We start from the raw sequence: 20796 nt of genomic DNA on the forward strand, positions 1-20796 counted from the left end.
GGGGCGGGCCGGAGGGGGTGGTGTGCAGGACGTAAAGCGCAGCAGTCCTGCACACCACCCCCGCAGGCCCGACACCGCCACCCAAACGCCCCGCGCAGCGGACAACGCCCGCCGCAGGCGCAACGGCAAGACGCCACACGGCGGCAAACCGGCAACGTACGAGCAAGCCCCGCGCAGCGGCAGGCGCAACGGCGGGAAAGCCAACAACGTGGGAAGAGACCCGCGCCGCGGAACCCGGCGTTATCGCCCAGCCACCGCGTCCGCGACGAACGTGTCCAGGACCCCGTCGCCGACCACCACCGGGATCCGCTTGCCCTTCAGGTCCACGTAGACGTACGACTTCGCCTTGGTCACCAACTCCGGGATGCGGGCGCGTAGTTGCCGGGCCGTGGCGGCGTCGCCCGACCGGTCCGCGACGATCAGACGCAGGGCGTCGCGCGCTGCGACGGCCCAGGCGCGGGTGGCGTCCAGCCACGGTGCCGCCTCCCGGGCGAAGGCGCGGTCCGGGAGCCGGTCGCGCAGTACGCCCGGGGCGTCCTGGAGGTCGTGCAGCACCGCGTCCAGCCGCCGGGCGTCGCCGCCCTTGCGGAACCGGTCGAGGGCGGCGGACAGTTCGGGCGCCTGCCGCGGGTTGATCGCCGAGGTGTAGTTGACGTCCGCAAAGGCCCGCAGGGCGCGGGCGGTCCGGGCGTCGCCGCCGGCCAGTTCCTCGATGGCCGTGCTCCAGGAGTCCCGTGCGTCGTAGGCCCGGTCGTTCCAGGCGTAGTCGGCGACGGTGGCCAGCGCCAGTTTGGACGCCGAGGGCTGGATCATCGGGTTGGCGGTGATGCCGGCCAGCCGGCCCGGGACCCCCGGCGCCCGCCCGTTGTACGGTCCGAGCATCAGCCGCTTGCTGACGTAGTCGTTGACCGGGTAGTTGTCCCAGAGCAGGATCGGGTGGCCGAAGAGTTCCCGGGCCTGTTGGGCCTGCCCGGCGGTCATGGTCGGTGCGATGATGCCCACGCCCGTCCACTCCACCAGCACGTCGGCGTCCAGCTTGGCGGCGAGCGCCGCCTTGTACGGCGTCGCCTTGAGGTCGTAGTACTCGGTCGGCACCATCTGGAGCGGCCGGGCGCCCGGATGGCGGGCGATGAACTCGCGGTTGACCTGGTTGAGCAGCTGCGCCTGCGCGGTGCCGGCCGCCGCGCCGCCGGTGCCGAACTTCTCCTTGTCCGCCGCGCAGTTCCACTTGGTGTAGCTGATGTCGTCCAGCGGCACCGCGAAGGTCCGCACCCCGATGTCCCACAGGGTCGCGAACTTGGCGGTCAGCGCCTTGACGTCGGCGGCCGAGCTGTAGCAGACGGAGAGCCCCGGCGAGAGGGCGTAGGTGAACTCCACGTGCCGGGCCCGGGCCCGGTCCACCAGCTCCTTGATCCGGGCCAGCTGGTCCGCGGGGTAGCGGTCGCGCCACTTCTCCCGCAGGTAGGCGTCGTCCTTGGGGGAGTAGACGTAGATGTTCATCTTGTGCCGGGCGGCGAAGTCGAGTTGGTCGAGGCGGGCGGCGTGCGACCACGGCGTGCCGTAGAAGCCCTCGATGACGCCGCGCAGCGGGGTCGCCGGCCAGTCCCGCACGACGGCGCCGGGCACCCGGGCACCGGGACGGGTCCGGTGCGGCAGCAAGTGGCTCAGTGTCTGCGCGGCGTAGTAGGTGCCGGTGGCGTCCTTGCCGGCCAGGGCGATCCGACCGCGGGCGACGGCCAGTGCGTAGCCCTCGGCCGGGAGGCCGGCGGTGCCGCGCGCGCCCAACGCCGTGAGGGTGCGCGCCGCGCCCGGCCCGTCCACGTAGACGGTCAGCCGCCCGGCCTGCGGGGCGACCCGACCGGTCCGCACGACGTGCTGGGCGCCCGCGGCCTTGAGGGACTTCGTCACCAGTGCCAGCGCCGCCGCGTCGGTCTTCGGCCCGGCGACGAGGGTCACGGTGCCGGTGACGGTGAGGTGGTCGGAGCGGTCGTGGACGGACTGCGGGGCGGGGGAGAGGGTGGCGGTGGCGGGTCTGGCCCGGGCGCCGTCGGCCGCTCGGGCCGGCGCGGCGCCGGACGGCCCCGCCATGCCCGCCAGCGGGATCACGGCGAGGGTCACGGCGAGGCCGGTGGCGGCCGCGGTGCGCGTACGGTGCATCCTTCGGTCCTCCTCGGTGCAGCGAGGTTCACGGACGAGTCTGGTGCGTGCGTCGCGCCGCGGGTGCGCTGCCGGGCGCGCGTCGGGCAGGGTGTGGCAGCAGGGTTCACCCGATCGCCGGGGCGCGGCAAGGGGGCCCGGCCCGCCGCGGCCTAGCGGGACTTGGCGACGAGCACCAGCACGCTCATGAAGGCGAGCAGCACGTGGGTGGCGACGACGTAGATGAAGACCCGCACGTACAGACCGCGCGGTGGCTTGTTCTCGACGTAGCGACGGGGGGCCGCGGCGTCGGACGCGCCCTCGGCGGGCGGGGGCGTGGCGGGGGCGGGAGTGGTGTGGTCGGGCACGGCGGACGGTCCTTCCCTTCCGGAACGGTGGACGGCGGGTGACGGGCGGGGTCAGCCGCCGCGACGGTGCGGGGTGCGATCGCCCAGGCACAGCTCGGCCGCGCCGCTCTGCAGCAGGGTGTGCACGAACAACAGCTCCGTCCCGCCGAGGCTGGCGGCCGCCAGCCGGTGTGGGGTGAGCGAGTCGAAGTGCGCGGCGTCGCCCGGATCCAGCACGTGCACCGTCTCGCCGAGCGTCAGCCGCAGCCGTCCGGTGAGGACGTAGACCCACTCCTCGCCGGGGTGCACCCGCACCAGGTCGCCCTGCGCCCGCTGCGGCACGTGCACCCGCAGCGCCTGCATGGCGCGACCGGCCCCGCCGACGGTCCGGTACGTCCAACCGCCGGCCTCCGAGGGCTCGGCGCGGGCGGCCCGCACGATCGGGTCGTGCTCCGGGGCGGTCTCGCCGAGCAGGTCGGATACCGTGGTTCCGTACGTCCGGGCCAGGGCCAGCAGCATCGGCAGCGAGGGTTGTCGCTGACCGGTCTCCAGCCGGGACAGGTGCGCGGGCGACAGCCCCACCCGCCGGGCCGCGGTCTCCAGCGTCAGTGCGCTGTGCCGCCGCAGCTCGCGCAGGCGCGGTGCCACGGCGGTCGACAGCTCCTCCGGGGCGGGGCCGGAGGGCGGATCGGGCAGCTCGGTCATGCTTCCGGTATAGCCAGCCTTCACCTCAGAGGCAAAAGTTTTGCCTCTGAGGCAAAGAGTCGAGGCAAGGAGTCCCGGCCGCGCCGCAGGGGAATCCCAGGGAGCGCTCGACGGCCCGCACGGCCCGCACGGCCCGCACGGCCCGCACGGCCCGCACGGCCCGCACGGCCCGCACGGTGTGGACGAGGACGCGGGGACGCGGGGGCTAAGGGGCAGTTGATGCCGGGGTGGCCGGGGTGACCTGGGTGACCTGGGTGGCCGGGGTGGAATATTCGGGACGTCTTGGGGTGACCCTGCGGGGTCCGTGTGAACTCCCGGGAAACATCGGCTCCTTGGGATTGACAGGGGCATGTCTACGCGCGTCATGCTGGTTCGCATGAGAATCCCCCCACGGATGACCAGGATCGGCGCCGCCGGCGCCCTCGCATCGGCCCTTCTCCTCGGTGGCACGGCGGTCGCCGCGACGCCCGCCGCCCCGACGCACCACGCCGCGGTCCACGCGGCGACCGTCCACGTCACGTCGGTCGGCAGCGTCTGCTACTCCAAGCTGCCGTCCCAGGCGCACGACACCCTGGACCTGATCGACAAGGGTGGCCCCTTCCCGTACCCGAAGGACGGCACCGTCTTCGACAACCGCGAGGGCATCCTGCCGTCCCAGACGACCGGCTACTACCACGAGTACACCGTGGTCACGCCGGGCTCGCCGGACCGTGGCGCCCGGCGCATCGTCGCCGGTGAGCAGCAGCAGGAGGACTACTACACCGCCGACCACTACGCCACCTTCAACCTCGTCAACTTCGGCTGCTGAAACCGACGGACGATCCAGCCGCACGAGCGGCGCACACGGCGGCCGGGGTGCCCATGCACCCCGGCCGCCGTCGTGCTCCCCCGAAAACCCCGGTCCCACCTGCCACTCGCCCCTCTCCTTCGCCCATTCTCGGCAGAAGGGGCGCACGGGGGCGCACCCCGAGAGAGGATTGTCAGTGGTTGCCGGTAGCGTTTCGGTAGAAACGAGGAACGGGCGGGCATCGGCGGCAAAGGGGCCATGAGTGGTCGGCCGGCGCGGCGCGCCCCGGATGGTGCTGGGTCAGTCGTGAGCCGCCTCGCCGCGGCGCGGGCGTCTAAGCAGAAGGAAGGACGGCGAACTGCCGTGTATCGCTGGGAGATCACCCGGGCCGCACTGGCGCAGCGCGTTTTCGCCATCGTCCGCAGCAAGACCTACGACGAGGCGAGCGCCACCGCCGACACCCTGCTGTCGGCCGGCATCACGAGCCTGGAGATATCCCTCACCACGCCCTTCGCGCTGGAGGCGGTCACCACCCTCTCCCGCGAGTTGGGGGACGACGCGGTCATCGGCGCCGGCACCGTCCTCGACGCCGCGTCGGCCCGGATGGCGGTGGACGCCGGCGCCCGCTTCCTGGTCGCCCCGAGCCTGGACGCCTCGGTGATTAGCACCGGCCACCGCTACGGCGTCCCGGTCTTCGCCGGGGTCTCCACCCCCACCGAGATCGTGCGCGGCCTGGAGCTCGGCGCGGACGCGCTCAAGCTGTTCCCGGCCGCCGGCCACCACCCCTCCTGGGTCAGCGACGTCCGCGCCGCCCTGCCGCAGGCGCCGTTGGTGCCGACCGGCGGGGTGACCACCGAGACCGCACCGGAGTGGATAGCCGCCGGCGCCGTCGCCGTGGGCATGGGCGCGGCCCTGTCGGAGGGCGACCGCGAGACGGTGGCCAAGCGCGCGGCGGACCTGCTGGCGCGGCTCGCCGACGCGGTGCCGGAGCAGCCGGGCCGGGCCGGCGCGCTGGATCCGTACGGGGCCTGAGCTGGCCGGGCCGGCCCGGGGCCGGAATACGGCCCGGGCGGGCGGCGTCCTGGGGGTGTTCCAGGGGTCGGTCGGGGGCTTCACCGGGCGGCCGGGCTCTGCCACCCTGAGCGCTCCGCCCACCTGATCAGGAGTCAGCCCACGATGAAGCGCGCCGCGACCCTCCCCGCCCTGGCCTGTCTACTCGTCGCCACCGCCGCCGCCCCGGCGGCCTCGTACGCCTCCGCCCCGACAGCCGGCGCCGCCGCGGCCGCCGCCCAGCGGGACCGGCGGCCGGCCACGCTCCTGGACGAGGTCCCGCGCCGCGGCGTGCTGAGGGTCTGCACCACCGGCGACTACCGCCCGTTCAGCTACCGCGACCCGGCCACCGGCGACTACCGCGGAGTGGACGTCGACATGGCCCGGGACCTCGCCAAGAGCCTGGACGCCACGCCCCGTTACGTCCCGACGACCTGGTCCGGGCTGGTCGGCGACCTGACCGCCGGCCGCTGCGACATCGCCATGGGCGGCGTCTCGATCACCCTGGCCCGGGCCCGCTCAGTGGCCTTCAGCGAGCCGACCCGCACCGACGGCAAGACCCCCGTCGTCCGCTGCGCCGACCAGGACAAGTACCGGACCCTGGACCAGATCGACCGGCCCGGCGTCCGCGTCGTGGTCAACCCCGGCGGCACCAACGTGCAGTTCGCCCGCGCCCACGTCAAGCGGGCCACCCTCACCGTGCACCCGGACAACACCACGATCTTCGACGAGATCATCGCCGGCCGCCAGGACGTGATGATGACCGACGCCAGCGAGACCCGCTACCAGGCCAAGATCCACCCCGAGCTCTGCGCGGTCCACCCGGACCAGCCGTTCACCTTCTCCGAGAAGGCGTACGCGCTGCCCCGCGGCGACGCCCAGTTCACCGCGTACGTCAACCAGTGGGTCCACCTCGCCACCCACGACGGGACCTACGGCAGGTACGAGGACGCCTGGATGAAGTAGCCCGACGGCGACCGGGCGCCGCGGCCGGCCGGCTGGCCCGTTGACGGGACGTCACGCGGCGGCCCGGGCCGGCCGGACCGCTTCGAGGATGTCGCGCAGCACCGTGCGGTGGTCGTCCGCGCGCCAGGCCAGCGCCGACCGGCCGGGGGCAGACGGCGATGCAGGGCGGGCTGTTGGCGGGTGCCGCCGTCGGCCCGCTGCTGGGCCCGCTGCTGCTGGGCGTCGGGATCCGTGCCTCGGCGAAGGACGCGGCGGGACGCGCCACTGCGGTCGCCCCCCGCGTCGGCGGCCGTCCGGGCGGACGAGGCCCGGTGACGGTGCCCGCCCGTGACCGGCCGGGCACGTCCGCACCACCCCACCGCCCGCCACCGCCTCCAGGAGCACCCATGCCGGCCACCGCCGCCAGCACACCCGCCCCCTCCGCCACCCCGACCGCACGCATCGCCGACGAACATGGGCGGCGGCACCCCCGCGTACACCGCCTCCAAGGCCGCGCTCAACGCGCTGACCCGGATGCTCGCCGCCGCCACCGGTCGGCCGGGCGGCCGACCGGTGGCGCCGGGTGCGGCGGGCGTCCGGCACGCGGCGATGCTGCCCGACGGCGGACCCACCGGCGGCTTCTTCCGAGACGGCCGCCCGCTGCCCTGGTAGCCCGGCGGCGCTGCCGCGCAGCGCAGCGGCGCCCGTGCGGCCCGGCGGCGCCGGAGACGTGCCGTCCTTCGGGACGCCCGACCGCCCTTGTCCGGACAATGTGACCTGAAGACTTCCCGTCACCTGTGCGGACGGTTACGCTCGCGAACGTGGGGAAACGCGATGCAGATGCCGCGGGCGCCGAGGGCCCCGTCCAGTTCAGCGTGGACCGGAACAGTCCGGTGCCGCTGTACTTCCAGCTGTCCCAGCAGTTGGAGGCGGCGATCGAGGACGGCCGGCTGGCCCCCGGCAGCCTGCTCGGCAACGAGATCGAACTGGCCGGTCGGCTCGGCCTGTCCCGGCCCACGGTGCGCCAGGCCATCCAGTCGCTGGTCGACAAGGGGCTGCTGGTCCGTCGCCGCGGCATCGGCACCCAGGTCGTGCACAGCCAGGTCAAGCGCCCGCTGGAACTCAGCAGCCTCTACGACGACCTGGAGGCGGCCGGGCAGAAGCCGGCCACCCGCGTCCTGCTGAACACCACCACCGCGGCGGACGCCGAGGTCGCCGCCGCCCTCGGGCTCGCCGAGGGCACGGAGGTCGCCCTGGTGGAGCGGCTCCGGCTGACTCACGGCGAACCGGTCGCCCACCTGCGCAACCACCTCCCGGTCGGATTGTTGAAGCTGGAGACCGCCGACTTGGAGGAGACCGGCCTGTACCGCCTGATGCGGGCCGCCGGGATCACGCTGCACAGCGCCCGCCAGGCGGTCGGCGCCCGCGCGGCGAGCGCCGAGGAGGCCGCCCGGCTCGACGAACCCGAAGGGGCGCCGCTGCTCACGATGGAGCGCACGACCTTCGACGACACCGGTCGCGCGGTGGAGTTCGGCTCGCACGTCTACCGGGCCACCCGCTACGCCTTCGAGTTCCAGTTGCTGGTCCGGCCGTAGCCGTGCGGTGTCGGTCGGGCGGCGTGCGACCGTAGGGTGCCGGGGGCGGAACGCGCGCCGGCCCTCTCGTCAGAATGTTCTGACAAACCATTGACGCGGTGCGACGCGCGCCGCTAGAACTCCTCCAGCCGCCATCCGGCGGCGGGGGAGCGAAGGCGGTCCACCATGATCTGCGTCAGCACGGCCCGGCCCGGGAGCGACCGGTCGGGCACCCTGCGAGCCCTTATCACCCGGTGCGCGTCGGCCGGGGCCAGGACCCCATGAAACGGTACAGAACGCCGGTAACGGATACTTGCAAGGTTGCCCGGTCCGGCCGCCGGCCGGTGCCGCGGCGACACCAGACAGAGCCGGGACAGCGGCTAGAGCGGGAAAGGCAAGTCCTCGTGGCAAGGGTTCGAAGAAGAGGACGCGTCGTGGGCGCCGTGCTGGCGGCGGTGCTCGGCGCCTCCCTGGCGGGGTGCAGCAGCACCGGCGGCAAGCGCGCCGAAGAGCGCGCCGCGCAGAGCGCGGGCGGGAAGTCCGCCGTGCACACTCCCCGGTGGACCTTCGCGATGGTCACCCACTCGGGAGACGGCGACACCTTCTGGGACATCGTGCAGAACGGCGCCGAGCAGGCCGCCGTCAAGGACAACATCAACTTCGTCTACGCGCACGACAAGGAGGCCCAGCGGCAGAGCCAGCTCGTGCAGTCCTACATCGACCAGAAGGTCGACGGGCTGATCGTCTCGCTGGCCAAGCCGGACGCGATGAAGGACGTGGTCCTCAAGGCCGAGAAGGCCGGCATCCCGGTGATCACGGTGAACTCCGGCGCCGAGGAGTCCAAGGCGTTCGGCGCGCTCACCCACGTCGGGCAGGACGAGACGGTGGCCGGCGAGGCGGTCGGCGAGGAGCTGACCAAGCGCGGCAAGAAGAAGGCCCTGTGCGTCCTGCACGAGCAGGGCAACGTCGGTCACGAGCAGCGCTGCGACGGCGCAGCGAAGACCTTCAAGGGGCAGTTCCAGAAGCTCTACGTCGAGGGCACCAACATGCCCGACGTCCAGGCGTCCATCGAGTCCAAGCTCCAGGCGGACCCGGACATCGACGCCGTGGTCACCCTCGGCGCGCCGTTCGCCCCCACCGCCGTCAAGGCCAAGGAGCAGGCCGGCAGCAAGGCCGAGGTCGACACCTTCGACCTCAACGCGCAGGTCGCGAACGGCCTGAAGGACGGCTCGCTGGGCTTCGCGGTCGACCAGCAGCCCTACCTCCAGGGGTACCAGGCGGTCGACCTGCTGTGGCTGTACAAGTACAACGCCGACGTCCTCGGCGGCGGCAAGCCGGTGTTCACCGGACCGCAGGTGATCACCAAGAAGGACGCCGCCGCGCTGGGGGAGTACACGAAGCGGGGGACCCGATGAGCACGGCCGACGCACCGACCCGGCAGCCCGCGCCGTCCGACGGCGCGGGCGACGAGCGGCTGCTGCACCGTTCCCTGACCCGCCGGCTGATGGGCCGCCCCGAGCTGGGCTCGGTGGTCGGCGCCCTCGCGGTCTTCGTCTTCTTCTCGCTGATCGCGGAACCGTTCCTGCGGCCGGCCAGCCTCTCCACGGTCCTGTACGCCTCCTCGACGATCGGCATCATGGCGGTGCCGGTGGCGCTGCTGATGATCGGCGGGGAGTTCGACCTGTCGGCCGGCGTGATGGTGGTCAGCTCGGCGCTGATCTCGTCGATGTTCAGCTACCAGATGACCGCCAACACCTGGGTCGGCGTCGGGGTGTCGCTGCTGGTCACCCTCGCCATCGGGGTCCTGAACGGGGTGCTGCTGACCCGGACGAAGCTGCCCAGCTTCGTGATCACCCTGGGCACCTTCTTCATGCTCACCGGCCTCAACCTGGGCTTCACCAAACTGATCAGCGGCACCGTCTCGACCAAGTCGATCGCCGACATGGAGGGCTTCGACTCCGCCCGCGCGCTCTTCGCCTCGCACCTGGACATCGGCGGCGTGGACATCCAGATCACCATCGTGTGGTGGCTGGTGCTGGTCGCCGTCGCCACCTGGATCCTGCTGCGGACCCGGGCCGGCAACTGGATCTTCGCGGTGGGCGGCAACGCGGATGCGGCCCGGGCGGTCGGCGTCCCGGTTACCCGCACCAAGATCGGCCTCTACATGGGCGTCGCGTTCGCCGCCTGGATCTCGGGCCAGCACCTGCTGTTCTCCTACGACGCGATCCAGTCCGGCGACGGCGTCGGCAACGAGTTCCTGTACATCATCGCGGCGGCGGTCGGCGGCTGCCTGATGACCGGCGGCTTCGGCTCGGCGATCGGCGCCGCGGTCGGCGCGTTCATCTTCGGCATGGCCAGCAAGGGCATCGTCTACGCGCAGTGGAACCCGGACTGGTACAAGTTCTTCCTGGGCGCGATGCTGCTGCTCGCCACGCTCCTGAACGCCTGGGTCCGCAAGCGGGCGGAGGACAAGTCATGACGGCGCTGGTCGAACTCGACGACGTCAGCAAGTTCTACGGCAACGTCAAGGCGCTGACGGGCGTCTCGCTGGAGGTGCACGCGGGCGAGATCACCTGCGTCCTCGGTGACAACGGCGCCGGCAAGTCCACCCTCATCAAGATCATCGCGGGGCTGCACCGGCACGACGCCGGCGCCTTCCGCATCGAGGGCGAGGAGGCCCGGCTCAGCTCCCCGAGGGAGGCCCTGGACCGCGGCATCGCCACGGTCTACCAGGACCTGGCCGTGGTGCCGCTGATGCCGGTGTGGCGGAACTTCTTCCTTGGCTCCGAGCCGAGGACCGGCGTCGGCCCGTTCCGCCGGCTCGACGTGCGCACCATGCGCGAGACCACCCGCGCCGAACTGCTGCGGATGGGCATCGACCTGCGCGACGTCGACCAGCCCATCGGCACCCTCTCCGGTGGCGAACGGCAGTGCGTCGCCATCGCCCGCGCGGTCTACTTCGGCGCCAAGGTCCTCGTCCTGGACGAGCCGACCGCGGCGCTCGGCGTGAAGCAGTCCGGGGTGGTGCTCAAGTACGTCGCGGCCGCCCGGGACGCCGGCCTCGGCGTGGTGTTGATCACCCACAACCCGCACCACGCCTATCTGGTCGGCGACCGCTTCGTCCTGCTCAAGCGAGGCACGATGGCCGGCAGCCACCTGAAGTCGGAGATCGCGCTGGAGGAGCTGACCCGCCAAATGGCGGGCGGCAGCGAGCTGGAACAGCTCAGCCACGAACTGGCCCGCACCGGCCCGACGGAGTTCCCCGGCGGTCACCGGCCCGAGTGAACCCGCGCCGCACCCCGCACCGGCCCCCGGCCGCAGAGCCGTCCGGCGCCCCGCACCGCGGTGCGCCGGACGGTGCGGGTGATGCACAATCGCAGCGGACCATCCACCGAGGCCCCCGGCCTCCCCGACACCCGCAGGGACGAGACGACTCTTGCGCGCACGCAGCCGTCGAGACCGTAACGGCAGCCGCCCCGGCTGTCCCGGCCGCCGCACCGGCGACGAGGTCCGGGGGGTGATCCGATGAGCATGTACCGGGACCGGGCGCCCCGCGGGAGCGCCCGCGCCACCGTCCTGCGCACCGTCGGGACCAGAGAGCGCCGCTCCCACCTGACCGCCCCCCGGGTGCCCACCGTCGGCATCGACATCGGCGGCACCAAGGTGATGGCCGGCGTGGTCGACGCCGACGGCACCATCTTGGAGAAGGTCCGCACCGAGACGCCGGACAAGTCCAAGAGCCCCAAGGTCGTCGAGGACACCATCACCGAACTGGTGCTGGACCTCTCCGACCGGCACGACGTGCACGCGGTCGGCATCGGCGCGGCCGGCTGGGTGGACGCCGACCGCTCCCGGGTGCTCTTCGCCCCGCACCTGAACTGGCGCAACGAGCCGCTGCGCGACCGGCTCGCCGGCCGGCTGGCGGTCCCGGTGATGGTCGACAACGACGCCAACACCGCCGCCTGGGCGGAGTGGCGGTTCGGCGCCGGCCGCGGCCAGGACCACCTCGTCATGATCACGCTCGGCACCGGCATCGGCGGCGCCATCCTGGAGGACGGCGCTGTCAAGCGCGGCAAGTACGGGGTGGCGGGCGAATTCGGCCACATGCAGGTGGTCCCCGGCGGCCACCGCTGCCCGTGCGGCAACCGCGGCTGCTGGGAGCAGTACAGCTCCGGCAACGCCCTGGTCCGCGAGGCCAGGGAACTGGCCGCGGCCGACTCCCCGGTCGCGTACAACATCATCGAGCGGGTCGGCGGACGGGTCGGTGACATCACCGGACCGCTGATCACCGAGCTGGCCCGGGAGGGCGACGCGATGTGCGTCGAACTCCTCCAGGACATCGGCCAGTGGCTCGGCGTCGGCATCGCCAACCTCGCCGCCGCCCTCGACCCGTCCTGCTTCGTCATCGGCGGTGGCGTCAGCGCCGCCGACGACCTGCTGATCGGCCCGGCCCGGGACGCCTTCCGGCGCCACCTCACCGGCCGCGGCTACCGCCCCGAGGCCACCCTCACCAAGGCCCAGCTGGGCCCCGAGGCCGGCATGGTCGGCGCCGCCGACCTGGCCCGCCTGGTGGCCCGCCGCTTCCGGCGCGCCAACCGCCGCCGCGTGGAGCGCTACGAGCGCTACGAACGGTCCGGCCGCCGATGACCGAACCGGATCCCGCCGCCATGCCCGACGAGCACCACCCCACCGCCGCGCCCCGCCCCCGGCCCCGCCGGCCCCTGCTGATGGCGCTGGTCGTCTTCCTGCTGATCACGATCCCGGCCGGCTACTTCGTCATCTCGGCCGAACAGAGCCGGGACAGCGGCGAGGACAAGGAGTCCGAGGCCGCCGCCACCGGCCTGACCAACGCCTTCCCCTCCAAGCTCCAGCAGCGGATCTACGACGTCCCGGTGCCCATCGGCTCCACCCCGGTCTACTACTACGAGACCAACTCCTGGCAGACCAGTTCGCTGTTCGTGCAGTTCCGGACGAACGACTGGGGCCTGGAGAAGTACCTCGCGGCCGTCGGCACCAGCACCGCCGCCCTCAAGAAGGGCGCGGTCCCGATCCCTGCGGAACAGGCCGCCAAGGTCGGTTGGGACTTCAGCGCCAACTGGCCCTGGCGGGGCACCACGGTCAACCGCCCGGCGCCGCAGCCGTCCCAGCAGATCGTGGTCAGCGACGACGAGCCCGGACACCCGGTCGTCTACACCGTTTCGACCGTGCACTTCTGATCGGTTTCCCCTGCTCCCCCGTCCCGGGTGCCAGGAGCGCGTCACGGCGTCGGGTGGTGTGGTCGGGTTAGGGAGAAGACCCAGCGGTACCGGGTTGCTGCGTTCGGGGAGGGCGGAGGCGTCGGCGCGGGCGCGGTGGCCTGTCCGTCGCCGCCGACTTCGCCGTTTTCGGGCCCGAGGCCAGCGCGCCGAAGGAGCGCCTCGTTCCACCAGACGGTGCCGCTCACAACCCCCAGCCCCAGTCCGTGTGGTGGTGGCCTGGACCGCCACCGCGGTTCTTCGCGATGTGATCTCACGCGGTGCCCTTCTTCTCCACGTGGAGGATGCGGACTTCGAGGTCGCGGGAGGGGATGGCGCCCAGGCTTTGGAAGCGTGCCTGGGTGGCCATCGTGTTCTTGGGCGGCAGCAGCCCCTCGCTGGAGATGGTCACGGTGTCGGCATGTCCGGCATGCTCGCCGGTGGTGACCGTGACGGTCACGGTGGCCTGGTAGGAGGCGGCCGTGCCGCCGTTGTTCGTGATCGTGAACGGGATCGTCAGCATCCGTTGCGCTTCGTGGCGAGGGGTGTAGGCGATCACCTCGCCGCCGGCGGCGCGGGCGATGGGGGCGCCGTAGCGGTAGTGGGACGGATCACCGGTGCCGTAGGGGGCACTTGGCGCCGTGGTGGTGACGGTCGGCTGGGGCGGGCCAGCTGCCAGGTCGTTGTTGATGCTGTTGGCGTAGCGCAGGCCACCGTAGACCGCCGCACCTCCGAGTGCGGCGGTCAACGTGCCCACGGCCAGGATTCGGCGCAGGTTCGGCATGTCGTCAGCCGTTCAGTGCTTTCTGGGCGGCAGCGAATGTACCTGCTGCCTTCTTTGCGCGCAGTGTGACGGACATCGAAAGGTCCCCCCTGGCCGGCGCGCAGCGGGGCCGCCGGTCGTCCAATCGGGCGGCTGGATAGCCGAGTTGCCGTGTACCCGCGGGACCGTCACCTCGTGACGGCCGAATCTCCGTCGGCCGTGGTGGGAGCTTTCGCGGGCTGGCCGGACATTACCAGGGGTATTCACATTTGATCGATCATATTTCGGCCAGGTGTGAGCATTGAGGCGAGCTACGTTCCTCCACCGTCGCGCCACCCGCGATCGGCGCGACGAGCCCGGCCGCCGGCTGTCCATGAACAGGGGTACCCCGAAGGCCAGTTGACAGTCGACGAGGACCAGATTCCGCCCCCCTTCCGGCGTGGGGTAGTTGTGCGTCGGGGGTCACACGGTGATGGCGTTGAGTGCGGTGCCTGTGCGGGGGCGGGGTGGTGCGTCCTGGTAGGCGTGCCAGGCGTGGGCGAGTCGTTCGACTGCCTGTGTCAGTACCTCCGGCTCGTGGAGGAAGTGCAGTCGCAGGTGGGCGTGGCTGCGGCCGGTGGGGTCGAGGGCTGCTCCCGGGAGCACGGCCACGCCGTGGCGCAGGCCGAGTTGGGCGAAGGAGACGCCGTCGCCGTGCGGTAGCCGTGCCCACAGCGTCTGGCCGCCCGGGACCGGTGGGCAGTGCCATGAGGGCAGCAGTCGCTCCAGTTCGGCCCGCAGGTGGTCGTGGCAGGCCCGCAGTCGGGCGCGGCGCGGGGCCAGGAGCTCGTCCAGTCCTGCCAGCAGGCGTACGGCGGCCAGTTGGGTGGGTACGTCGGTGCCCAGATCGTGCAGGGCCTTGAGGCGGGACAGTCGGGAGACCAGTCCCGCGTCGCCCCGTACCCAGCCGATGCGCAGTCCGCCCCAGAGCAGTTTGCTCAGGGAGCCGATGCTGATGACGTCGCCGAACGCGGCGAGTGGTTGGGGGGCGGGGGCGCTGAGGGGGAGTTCGGCCAGGACCTCGTCGTCGATGAGCGGTACGCCGTGCCGTCGCGCCGCTGTGACGAGCCGGCGGCCGGCCAGCGGTGGCAGTACGCCGCCCGTGGGGTTGTGGAAGCAGGAGATGACGTAGCCGAGCGCGGGGCGTTCGGCGGCCATGGCGCGCTCGGCGGCGGTCACGTCGATCCCGTCCACGCCGCTGGGCACCGCAAGCGGAACGCCGGCGGCCTCCCGGAAGACGTCCAGCGCCCCCGCGTAGGTCGGGGCCTCCACCAGCACGCGGTCCCCCGGCGACACCAGGTGTCGGGTGAGCAGGGAAAGGGCCTGCTGGGCGCCCGTGGTGACCAGGACCTGCTCGGGCCCGGTGGGAACGCCCCGGGCGGTGAACCGCGCGGCGATCGCCTCGCGCAGCGCCGGGAATCCGGCCGGGTGGTAGCCGAGGTCACCGTCGGACGGGAAGGTGAGCGTGCGGTAGGCGTCCACGAGCTGCGGGGGCGGGCCGGCGGGGGCGGCACAGCTCAACATGATGACGCCGTCGGCGGGTTCGAGCAGATGGAGGAAGAGGGGGTTGGAGGTGTCGTGCGCCCTGGCGGGGCCGGCGGCCTCTTCGGGAGTGTCGCCGACCGGTGCGAGCGCTGCGTCGGCGACCCGGGTGCCACTGCCCTGCCGGCGGGTGATCCGCCCTTCCTGCCGCAGGGTTTCGTACGCCGCGACGACCGTGCTGCGACCCACCGCCAGCGCTGCGGCCAGAGCACGGTCCGCCGGCAGTGGTGCGCCCGGGCGCAGCAGTCCGTCCTCGATCATCTGCCGGAGCCGTCCCGCCAGGAGCAGGTAGAGCGGGCCCCGGCCGGCGGACCAGCGCCCCAGCCGGGCGGTCAGGGATTCCACGGCTTCAACCGGTTCGCCCGGCGTCATTGGCCTCATCGGCAAACCAATCTGCACGATTGGTTCTGTTGCCGCAACCGCCTTCCTCGCAGACTTCCCGTCATGACCCTTCGCCCGCAGACCCGCACCGTCCACCACGTGCTTCCGGACGTCTCCGGGAGCACCCCGCTGACCACACCCCTCTACCAGGGGCACGTCTTCCGCTTCGAGGACGCCGAGGCACTGGCCGAGGCCTTCGCCTCCCCGGACGGGGCTTTCGTCTACGCCCGCCACGGCAACCCCACGGTCCGCACCTTCGAAGCGGCCGTGGCCGGCCTGGAAGGCGGCGCGGCCGCCCTCGCCACCGCCTCCGGCATGGGCGCGATCAGCACGGTCCTGCACACCCTCCTCGGCTCCGGCGACCACGTGATCGCCCAACGCAGCCTCTACGGCGGTACCCACGCCGCCCTCACGGACCTGGCCGAACGCTGGGGCGTGGAGGTCACCTTCGTCTCCGGGCAGGACGCCCAGGAGGTGCGCGCCGCGCTGCGCCCCAGGACCCGGGTCCTGTATCTGGAGACCATCGCCAACCCCACCACCTGGGTCTGCGACCTGAGCGCGCTGGCCGCCTCGGTGGCGGACCGCGAGGACGTACTGACCGTCGTCGACAACACCTTCGCCACCCCCTTGCTCTGCCGCCCCCTGGAACACGGCGCGGACCTCGTGCTCCACTCGGCCACCAAGTACCTGGGCGGCCACGCGGACATCCTCGGCGGCGTCGCCGTCTTCCGCGACGCCGCAACCCACCGCAGGGTGTGGGAGCACTCCCTCGAACACGGCGCCGTCCTGGACCCGTTCGCCGCCTGGCTGACCCTGCGCGGCATGCAGACCCTCGGCCTGCGCGTCGCCCGGCAGTGCGCGAACGCGCTCGCCCTGGCCACCCGCCTCGCCGCCCACCCGGCCGTGCTCGCCGTCCACTACCCGATGCTGGACAGCCACCCCGACCACGACGTCGCCCGGCGTCAACTGTCCGGCGGAGGGGGCCTGCTCGCCTTCGACGTCGAAGGCGGCGCGGGAGCCTGTCGGGCGCTGATGGCCAGCGTCGAACTCGCCTCCGTCAATGCCTCGCTGGGCGACGTCCGCACCTTCGTCCTGCACCCGGCCAGCACCTCGCACCGCCAGCTCACCCCCGAGGCCAGGGCCGCGGCCGGCATCGACGAGGGCACCATCCGTCTCGCCGTCGGCATCGAGGACGTCGAGGACCTGTGGGCCGACCTGGAACAGGCACTGCACAAGGCGAGCACGCACTGATCACCGCCGCGCGCGGCACACGGGTCCGGGACTCCGCCCGGCCCGTCGCGGTTGCTCCGGTGCCCCGACTCGACCGTGGCGCGGGCCATGGCGCATCGACTGCCCCCAGGCACGTCCGCCTGTCGACCGCATCTACGGGGCAGCCCAGTCCCGTGGCACTCCGGCTGTCCTGTCGTGCCTGGGCCCGCCGTCAGCACGCGGTGCTGGCGGCCTGCACTTCGGTGAGGGTCCGGCGCGCGAGTTCGGCGAAGTCGTCGCGGTTGGTCGTGTCCTGCCAGCGCTCGTAGGCGATCTTCCAGGCGAGCGCGCCCAGTTCGGCGGCGACGCGCGCGGTCAGGTCGGGAACGCCGCGGCGCTTGAGCGCGTCGATCATCGAGGCGATGAGGCCGAGTTCCTTCAGCGCCTCGCGTTCGCGCAGTTCCGGGTTGGCGGCGACCACGGCCGACCTCCGGGCGCTGAACTCGCGGCGATCGGAGGTGAAGGCGGCCCTGCCGATCGCGTCCAGAGCGTGCGCCACTGCTTCGAGGGGGCTGGCCCCGGCCGGTGCCGTGTCGATCCCGTCGACGAGCAGTCCGGCCATCGTGCCCCCGCCGAAGAGCACCTCCCGCTTGTCCGGGAAGTGCCGGAAGAAGGTGCTCTTCGTCAGCCCGGCGCGCTCCGTGATCTCGATGACCGTCGTGTGCTCGTAGCCCCGTTCCTCGAACAGTTCAAGGGCGGCGACGAGCAGTCGCTCGGGGGCGTGGGGTTTCCAGCGGGCCATGAGGACATCGTACGGGACTTGGTACCGTCACCCGTGTATGGTGATGGCACCAAGTCCCGTCACTGTGTCTGCTGGGAGTATTCATGAGCCGTGCTGTTGTCTACGAGGCGTTCGGTGGTCCCGAAGTACTTGAGCTGCGGGAGGTTCCGGAACCCCATGCCGGGCCGGGCGAGGTCCGCGTCCGGGTCACGGCCGCCGGTCTGAATCCCATGGACTGGGGCATTGCCTCGCAGCCCGAGGCCGCGGCCCGGTTCGGCATCGACGTGCCGGCCGGCTTCGGGTACGACTTCGCCGGCGTCGTCGACGAGGTCGGCGCCCGAGCCACGGGATTCGCTGTCGGCGACCGCGTCTACGGCGGCGCGCTGGGCAGGGCCGTCGCCGACTTCGTGGTGGTCAAGACGCCCGCCGAGGCGACCGAGCCGCTCTGGCGCACGCCGGAGGGCGTCAGCGACGAGGTGGCGAGCACGCTTCCGGTGGCCGGCATGACCGCCGCCGCCGCGTTGGCGGCGATCGACCTGCGGTCCGGCGACACGGTCCTGGTCGGCGGCGCCGCGGGCGGCGTGGGCGTGTTCGCCGTACAGCTCGCGCAGCTCGCCGGCGCCAGGGTGATCGGGACCGCCGCGGAGAGCACGTTCGCGTTCCTGCGCAAGTTCGGTGCCGAGCCGGTGGCCTACGGACCCGGACTGGCGGACCGGGTACGGGCGCTGGCTCCCGAGGGGGTGACCGCGGCGACCGACCTGTTCGGCATGGAAACGGCCGAGACCGCGCTCGCGCTCGGCGTGCCGCCGGAGCGGATCTCCACGATCGCCGCGGGTCCCCATCCGCCCGCCGGCGTCCGCGCGACCGGGGGCTTCGACGCGGGCCCGGACGCCATGGAGCGGATCGGCGAAGCGCTCCTCGCCGGCACGCTCACCGTGCCGATCGCCGCGACCTTCCCGATCGAGCGGATCCGCGAAGCCGTGACCCTGCAAGCCGGACGCCACGTCCACGGCAAGGTCGTGATCACGCTGCGGCCGGCTCTTCACTGACCACCGCCGCCACGCTCCACCCGCCGGGAGCGAGCGCCCGTACCACCACCCGGTCGCTCGCGGACGAGGGCGCGCGCGTGCTGATCACCGGGCGCGACCCGGACAAGCTGAGGGCCGCCCGCGACCAACTCGGCGAGCACGCGATCGCGGTCCGCAGCGACGCGGCGTCACTGCCCCCATCGACGCGCTGGCTGACCGGGTGCGGGCCGAGTTCGGCACGGTCGACGCCCTGTTCGCCCCTGCCGGCGGCACCGGCTCCGCACCGTTCGAGGCGACGAGTGACGAGGTGTACGACCACCTGCCGACCATCAACGCCAAGGGGTCGTACTTCACCGTGCAGAAGCTCGCCCCGCTCCTGGTGGAGGGCAGCGGGGTGGTGCTCACGACCTCGGCCGTCAACGTGCCGGGCCTGCCGATGCTCAGCGCGTACGCGGCCAGCAAGGCGGCACTGGCTCGATGACCCGACGAAGGCGCTGGTCGCGCAAATCCCCATGCTGCGGCTGGGGACCCCCTCCGAAGTGACCAAGGCGGCGCTCTTCCTCACGTTCGACGCCACCTGCACCACCGGCACCGCACTCGCCGTGGACGGCGGTGGCACGCAACTCTGACCCCCGCACCGACGACGGCCGCCCCGAGGAAGGCACAATCCGACACGAAGCCGTCCGATGCCTCGAACGCGACGCTGTCCGGGAAGTCTTCTATCTGGGCAGACCGGTACAGCCATGCCCCCCGTAATAGGGGCAGTTTGTGAGATGTGAGAGCGTGCAGGGCGTGAGTGAGACACCGATGCGCACCCTGCAGTACCGCTCTGACGGGCCGGAAGACGCCCCAGTGCTGATTTTGGGCGCCGCACTAGGTACAACCTGGCACAGGTTGTCGGAAGCGTCTTGTGGCGTCCACGTGGTCTAGGTCGGCGCCGTTTGTGCAGGTGGGGGCCTTGTGGTCCAGCGGCATCGACGGTGTTGGTGAGACGCGTGTGATAGCAGGTGAGAGCTGAGGAACCCCCGTCGGATGGCTCCGACGGGGGTTTCTGCGTTCCTCTGGCTCGCCGTTCTCGACGCAGCGGGGGAGGCGCTGGGGGGGGGCGTGCACGATGCCGGGCTTCAACGGGCAATTTGGCGAGACGGAGAATTGGTGTATTGGTGCTCTGTGGTTGGAAGGATGACAGCGATACTGCCGTAGTTCCGGGATCTGGCTCCTGAGATTTTCGAACCAAGGTGTCCTTACGATCTTGTGTCGTTCGCGGGGCGAGGCAGTATGCACAGACGCTGGTTCGGGTGAGTGTGTCTGGAGGACTGCTGTGCGTGTGGACTCTGCACCGTCTCACTGGCGACCGCTCGTCCGGGCTAGTGGCGACGTTGGTGTGTAACCATCGAAGTGGGTGGACGAACGATCGAATCAACAAGCCCTGTTCAGTCCAAGGCTCCTCCTCCGGGTGCGGACGAGGTGATTCTTGGGGTCGACACGCATCGAGATTTTCACGTGGCTGCCGTGATTTCGATGACGGGGAAGACGCTGGCCATTCAGAGCTTCTCGGCCACCTCGACCGGGTATTGTCAACTCGCGCGATGGTCATCCCAGTTAGGCGCCGTTCGGCGTGCTGGAGTAGAGGGATCCGGCAACTATGGGGCGGCCCTAACCCGGTATCTGCTGTCGCAAGGCATTGAGGTCATCGAGGCCCCGGGGCCGGGGCGTGCGGCTCGTCGTCGGCGGGGAAAATCCGACCAAGACGATGCAGAAGCTGCCGCCCGTGCCGTGCTCAGTGGCCGCGCGCGATCCCGAGTAAAGTCAGGGGACGGCCCGATCGAGATCGCGCGTATGTACACCGTGGCCAGGGACTCTGCTGTTAAAGCCCGAACCCAGGCCGTTAACCAGCTCAAAGCTGTCTTGGTTACTGCCGATCCGGTATTGCGGGAAGAGTTGGCTGGTGTGAAGCGTCGAGCGCTCATTCGTGCATGTGTGTTGCTCGGCGAAGATGAGGAGACGGATCCTGTACTGCGGGCTACGAGGTACACGTTGCGTACGCTGGCTGAGCGAATCGAGCAGCTCAGCGAGCAGGCCCGAGAACTCCAGAAGCGCCTGTCCGAGCTGATCGAGGCGCATTACCCTCAACTGTGCGCCGCCGTAGGGGTCGGACCGCAGAGCGCCGCTGTTTTGCTGATCGCCATGGGGGACAACGCGGACCGCTTGCGTGGTGAAGCGTCGTTCGCCGCCTTGTGCGGGGCAAGCCCGGTTGAATACTCCTCGGGCGGCA

Annotated in this window: 19 protein-coding genes and 1 pseudogene; 14 read left to right on the forward strand and 6 right to left on the reverse strand. The window is 71.8% G+C overall.

Annotated features, from left to right (window positions below; genetic code table 11):
* Positions 1-240: 240 nt before the first annotated feature.
* From ABD385_RS39820 to ABD385_RS39830, 3 genes are all read right to left on the reverse strand, one after another.
* Positions 241-2157, reverse strand: coding sequence for a glycoside hydrolase family 84 protein (locus ABD385_RS39820; RefSeq protein WP_344584993.1), 1917 nt, complete (start codon positions 2155-2157; stop codon positions 241-243).
* A 152-nt stretch (positions 2158-2309) separates the two neighbouring features.
* On the reverse strand, positions 2310-2504 hold the full coding sequence (locus ABD385_RS39825) for a DUF6126 family protein (RefSeq protein WP_344584994.1): 195 nt from the start codon (positions 2502-2504) through the stop codon (positions 2310-2312).
* A gap of 51 nt (positions 2505-2555) precedes the next feature.
* Positions 2556-3188 carry a helix-turn-helix domain-containing protein gene (locus ABD385_RS39830; protein WP_344584996.1) on the reverse strand — a complete coding sequence of 211 codons (633 nt, stop codon included), beginning with the start codon at positions 3186-3188 and terminating at the stop codon, positions 2556-2558.
* 376 nt (positions 3189-3564) lie between these two features.
* Here ABD385_RS39830 and ABD385_RS39835 point away from each other — a divergent pair, with 376 nt between their 5' ends.
* The 10 genes from ABD385_RS39835 (at position 3565) to ABD385_RS39880 (ending at position 12760) form a co-directional block, all read left to right on the forward strand.
* The gene (locus ABD385_RS39835) at positions 3565-3996 is read left to right on the forward strand and encodes a ribonuclease domain-containing protein (RefSeq protein WP_344584997.1); all 432 of its coding nucleotides are present in this window, start codon (positions 3565-3567) and stop codon (positions 3994-3996) included.
* 342 nt (positions 3997-4338) lie between these two features.
* Positions 4339-5007 carry a bifunctional 4-hydroxy-2-oxoglutarate aldolase/2-dehydro-3-deoxy-phosphogluconate aldolase gene (locus ABD385_RS39840; RefSeq protein ID WP_344584998.1) on the forward strand — a complete coding sequence of 223 codons (669 nt, stop codon included), beginning with the start codon at positions 4339-4341 and terminating at the stop codon, positions 5005-5007.
* 144 nt (positions 5008-5151) lie between these two features.
* Positions 5152-5991 (forward strand): transporter substrate-binding domain-containing protein, encoded by an 840-nt coding sequence (locus ABD385_RS39845; RefSeq protein ID WP_344585000.1) that lies wholly within the window; start codon positions 5152-5154, stop codon positions 5989-5991.
* 453 nt (positions 5992-6444) lie between these two features.
* A complete protein-coding gene (locus tag ABD385_RS39850) occupies positions 6445-6642 on the forward strand; it encodes a Rossmann-fold NAD(P)-binding domain-containing protein (RefSeq protein WP_344585002.1) in 198 nt (65 codons plus the stop codon).
* Positions 6643-6791: 149 nt separating this feature from the next.
* Positions 6792-7565 (forward strand): GntR family transcriptional regulator, encoded by a 774-nt coding sequence (locus ABD385_RS39855; RefSeq protein WP_344585004.1) that lies wholly within the window; start codon positions 6792-6794, stop codon positions 7563-7565.
* Positions 7566-7948: 383 nt separating this feature from the next.
* Positions 7949-8959, forward strand: coding sequence for a sugar ABC transporter substrate-binding protein (locus ABD385_RS39860; RefSeq protein WP_486388777.1), 1011 nt, complete (start codon positions 7949-7951; stop codon positions 8957-8959).
* A complete protein-coding gene (locus ABD385_RS39865) occupies positions 8956-10023 on the forward strand; it encodes an ABC transporter permease (protein ID WP_344585006.1) in 1068 nt (355 codons plus the stop codon). The genes ABD385_RS39860 and ABD385_RS39865 overlap by 4 nt, the downstream gene beginning before the upstream one ends.
* Positions 10020-10829 (forward strand): ATP-binding cassette domain-containing protein, encoded by an 810-nt coding sequence (locus ABD385_RS39870; RefSeq protein WP_344585008.1) that lies wholly within the window; start codon positions 10020-10022, stop codon positions 10827-10829. Before ABD385_RS39865 ends, ABD385_RS39870 begins: the two co-directional genes overlap by 4 nt.
* Before the next feature lie 240 nt (positions 10830-11069).
* Positions 11070-12191 carry an ROK family glucokinase gene (locus ABD385_RS39875; RefSeq protein WP_344585010.1) on the forward strand — a complete coding sequence of 374 codons (1122 nt, stop codon included), beginning with the start codon at positions 11070-11072 and terminating at the stop codon, positions 12189-12191.
* On the forward strand, positions 12188-12760 hold the full coding sequence (locus ABD385_RS39880; RefSeq protein ID WP_344585012.1) for a hypothetical protein: 573 nt from the start codon (positions 12188-12190) through the stop codon (positions 12758-12760). The genes ABD385_RS39875 and ABD385_RS39880 overlap by 4 nt, the downstream gene beginning before the upstream one ends.
* Before the next feature lie 292 nt (positions 12761-13052).
* Here the strand turns inward: ABD385_RS39880 and ABD385_RS39885 are convergent, their stop codons facing one another.
* Both ABD385_RS39885 and ABD385_RS39890 read right to left on the reverse strand, forming a co-directional pair.
* A complete protein-coding gene (locus ABD385_RS39885; protein ID WP_344585014.1) occupies positions 13053-13562 on the reverse strand; it encodes a hypothetical protein in 510 nt (169 codons plus the stop codon).
* Between the two features lie 441 nt (positions 13563-14003).
* Positions 14004-15467 (reverse strand): aminotransferase-like domain-containing protein, encoded by a 1464-nt coding sequence (locus ABD385_RS39890; RefSeq protein ID WP_344585015.1) that lies wholly within the window; start codon positions 15465-15467, stop codon positions 14004-14006.
* Between the two features lie 99 nt (positions 15468-15566).
* On the opposite strand from ABD385_RS39890, the gene ABD385_RS39895 reads away from it, so the two are divergent.
* A complete protein-coding gene (locus ABD385_RS39895) occupies positions 15567-16754 on the forward strand; it encodes a trans-sulfuration enzyme family protein (RefSeq protein ID WP_344585017.1) in 1188 nt (395 codons plus the stop codon).
* Positions 16755-16944: 190 nt separating this feature from the next.
* Here the strand turns inward: ABD385_RS39895 and ABD385_RS39900 are convergent, their stop codons facing one another.
* Positions 16945-17514 (reverse strand): TetR/AcrR family transcriptional regulator, encoded by a 570-nt coding sequence (locus ABD385_RS39900; protein ID WP_344585019.1) that lies wholly within the window; start codon positions 17512-17514, stop codon positions 16945-16947.
* 83 nt (positions 17515-17597) lie between these two features.
* Between ABD385_RS39900 and ABD385_RS39905 the strand changes: the two genes are divergently transcribed.
* The 3 genes and pseudogenes from ABD385_RS39905 to ABD385_RS39915 all read left to right on the forward strand — a co-directional run.
* Complete coding sequence (locus ABD385_RS39905) at positions 17598-18542, forward strand: NADP-dependent oxidoreductase (protein WP_344585021.1); 945 nt, start codon at positions 17598-17600, stop codon at positions 18540-18542.
* Positions 18539-19150: pseudogene (locus tag ABD385_RS39910) on the forward strand (SDR family oxidoreductase). The gene ABD385_RS39905 and the pseudogene ABD385_RS39910 overlap by 4 nt, the downstream one beginning before the upstream one ends.
* Positions 19151-20024: 874 nt before the next feature.
* Positions 20025-20796 (forward strand): IS110 family transposase (locus tag ABD385_RS39915; RefSeq protein WP_344585023.1); only part of this gene is annotated, 772 nt, incomplete at its 3' end.

The organism is Streptomyces lunalinharesii, from assembly GCF_039532155.1.
GTDB classification, from domain to species: Bacteria; Actinomycetota; Actinomycetes; order Streptomycetales; family Streptomycetaceae; genus Streptomyces; species Streptomyces lunalinharesii.

Bases quoted from the DNA above. Each gene is read 5' to 3' on its own strand.
- ABD385_RS39845 (WP_344585000.1), top strand. From the start codon at position 5,152: ATGAAGCGCGCCGCGACCCTCCCCGCCCTGGCCTGTCTACTCGTCGCC.
- ABD385_RS39905 (WP_344585021.1), top strand. From the start codon at position 17,598: ATGAGCCGTGCTGTTGTCTACGAGGCGTTCGGTGGTCCCGAAGTACTT.
- ABD385_RS39850 (WP_344585002.1), top strand. From the start codon at position 6,445: ATGGGCGGCGGCACCCCCGCGTACACCGCCTCCAAGGCCGCGCTCAAC.
- ABD385_RS39820 (WP_344584993.1), bottom strand. From the start codon at position 2,157: ATGCACCGTACGCGCACCGCGGCCGCCACCGGCCTCGCCGTGACCCTC.
- ABD385_RS39870 (WP_344585008.1), top strand. From the start codon at position 10,020: ATGACGGCGCTGGTCGAACTCGACGACGTCAGCAAGTTCTACGGCAAC.
- ABD385_RS39880 (WP_344585012.1), top strand. From the start codon at position 12,188: ATGACCGAACCGGATCCCGCCGCCATGCCCGACGAGCACCACCCCACC.
- ABD385_RS39885 (WP_344585014.1), bottom strand. From the start codon at position 13,562: ATGCCGAACCTGCGCCGAATCCTGGCCGTGGGCACGTTGACCGCCGCA.
- ABD385_RS39865 (WP_344585006.1), top strand. From the start codon at position 8,956: ATGAGCACGGCCGACGCACCGACCCGGCAGCCCGCGCCGTCCGACGGC.
- ABD385_RS39875 (WP_344585010.1), top strand. From the start codon at position 11,070: ATGAGCATGTACCGGGACCGGGCGCCCCGCGGGAGCGCCCGCGCCACC.
- ABD385_RS39895 (WP_344585017.1), top strand. From the start codon at position 15,567: ATGACCCTTCGCCCGCAGACCCGCACCGTCCACCACGTGCTTCCGGAC.
- ABD385_RS39835 (WP_344584997.1), top strand. From the start codon at position 3,565: ATGAGAATCCCCCCACGGATGACCAGGATCGGCGCCGCCGGCGCCCTC.
- ABD385_RS39900 (WP_344585019.1), bottom strand. From the start codon at position 17,514: ATGGCCCGCTGGAAACCCCACGCCCCCGAGCGACTGCTCGTCGCCGCC.
- ABD385_RS39830 (WP_344584996.1), bottom strand. From the start codon at position 3,188: ATGACCGAGCTGCCCGATCCGCCCTCCGGCCCCGCCCCGGAGGAGCTG.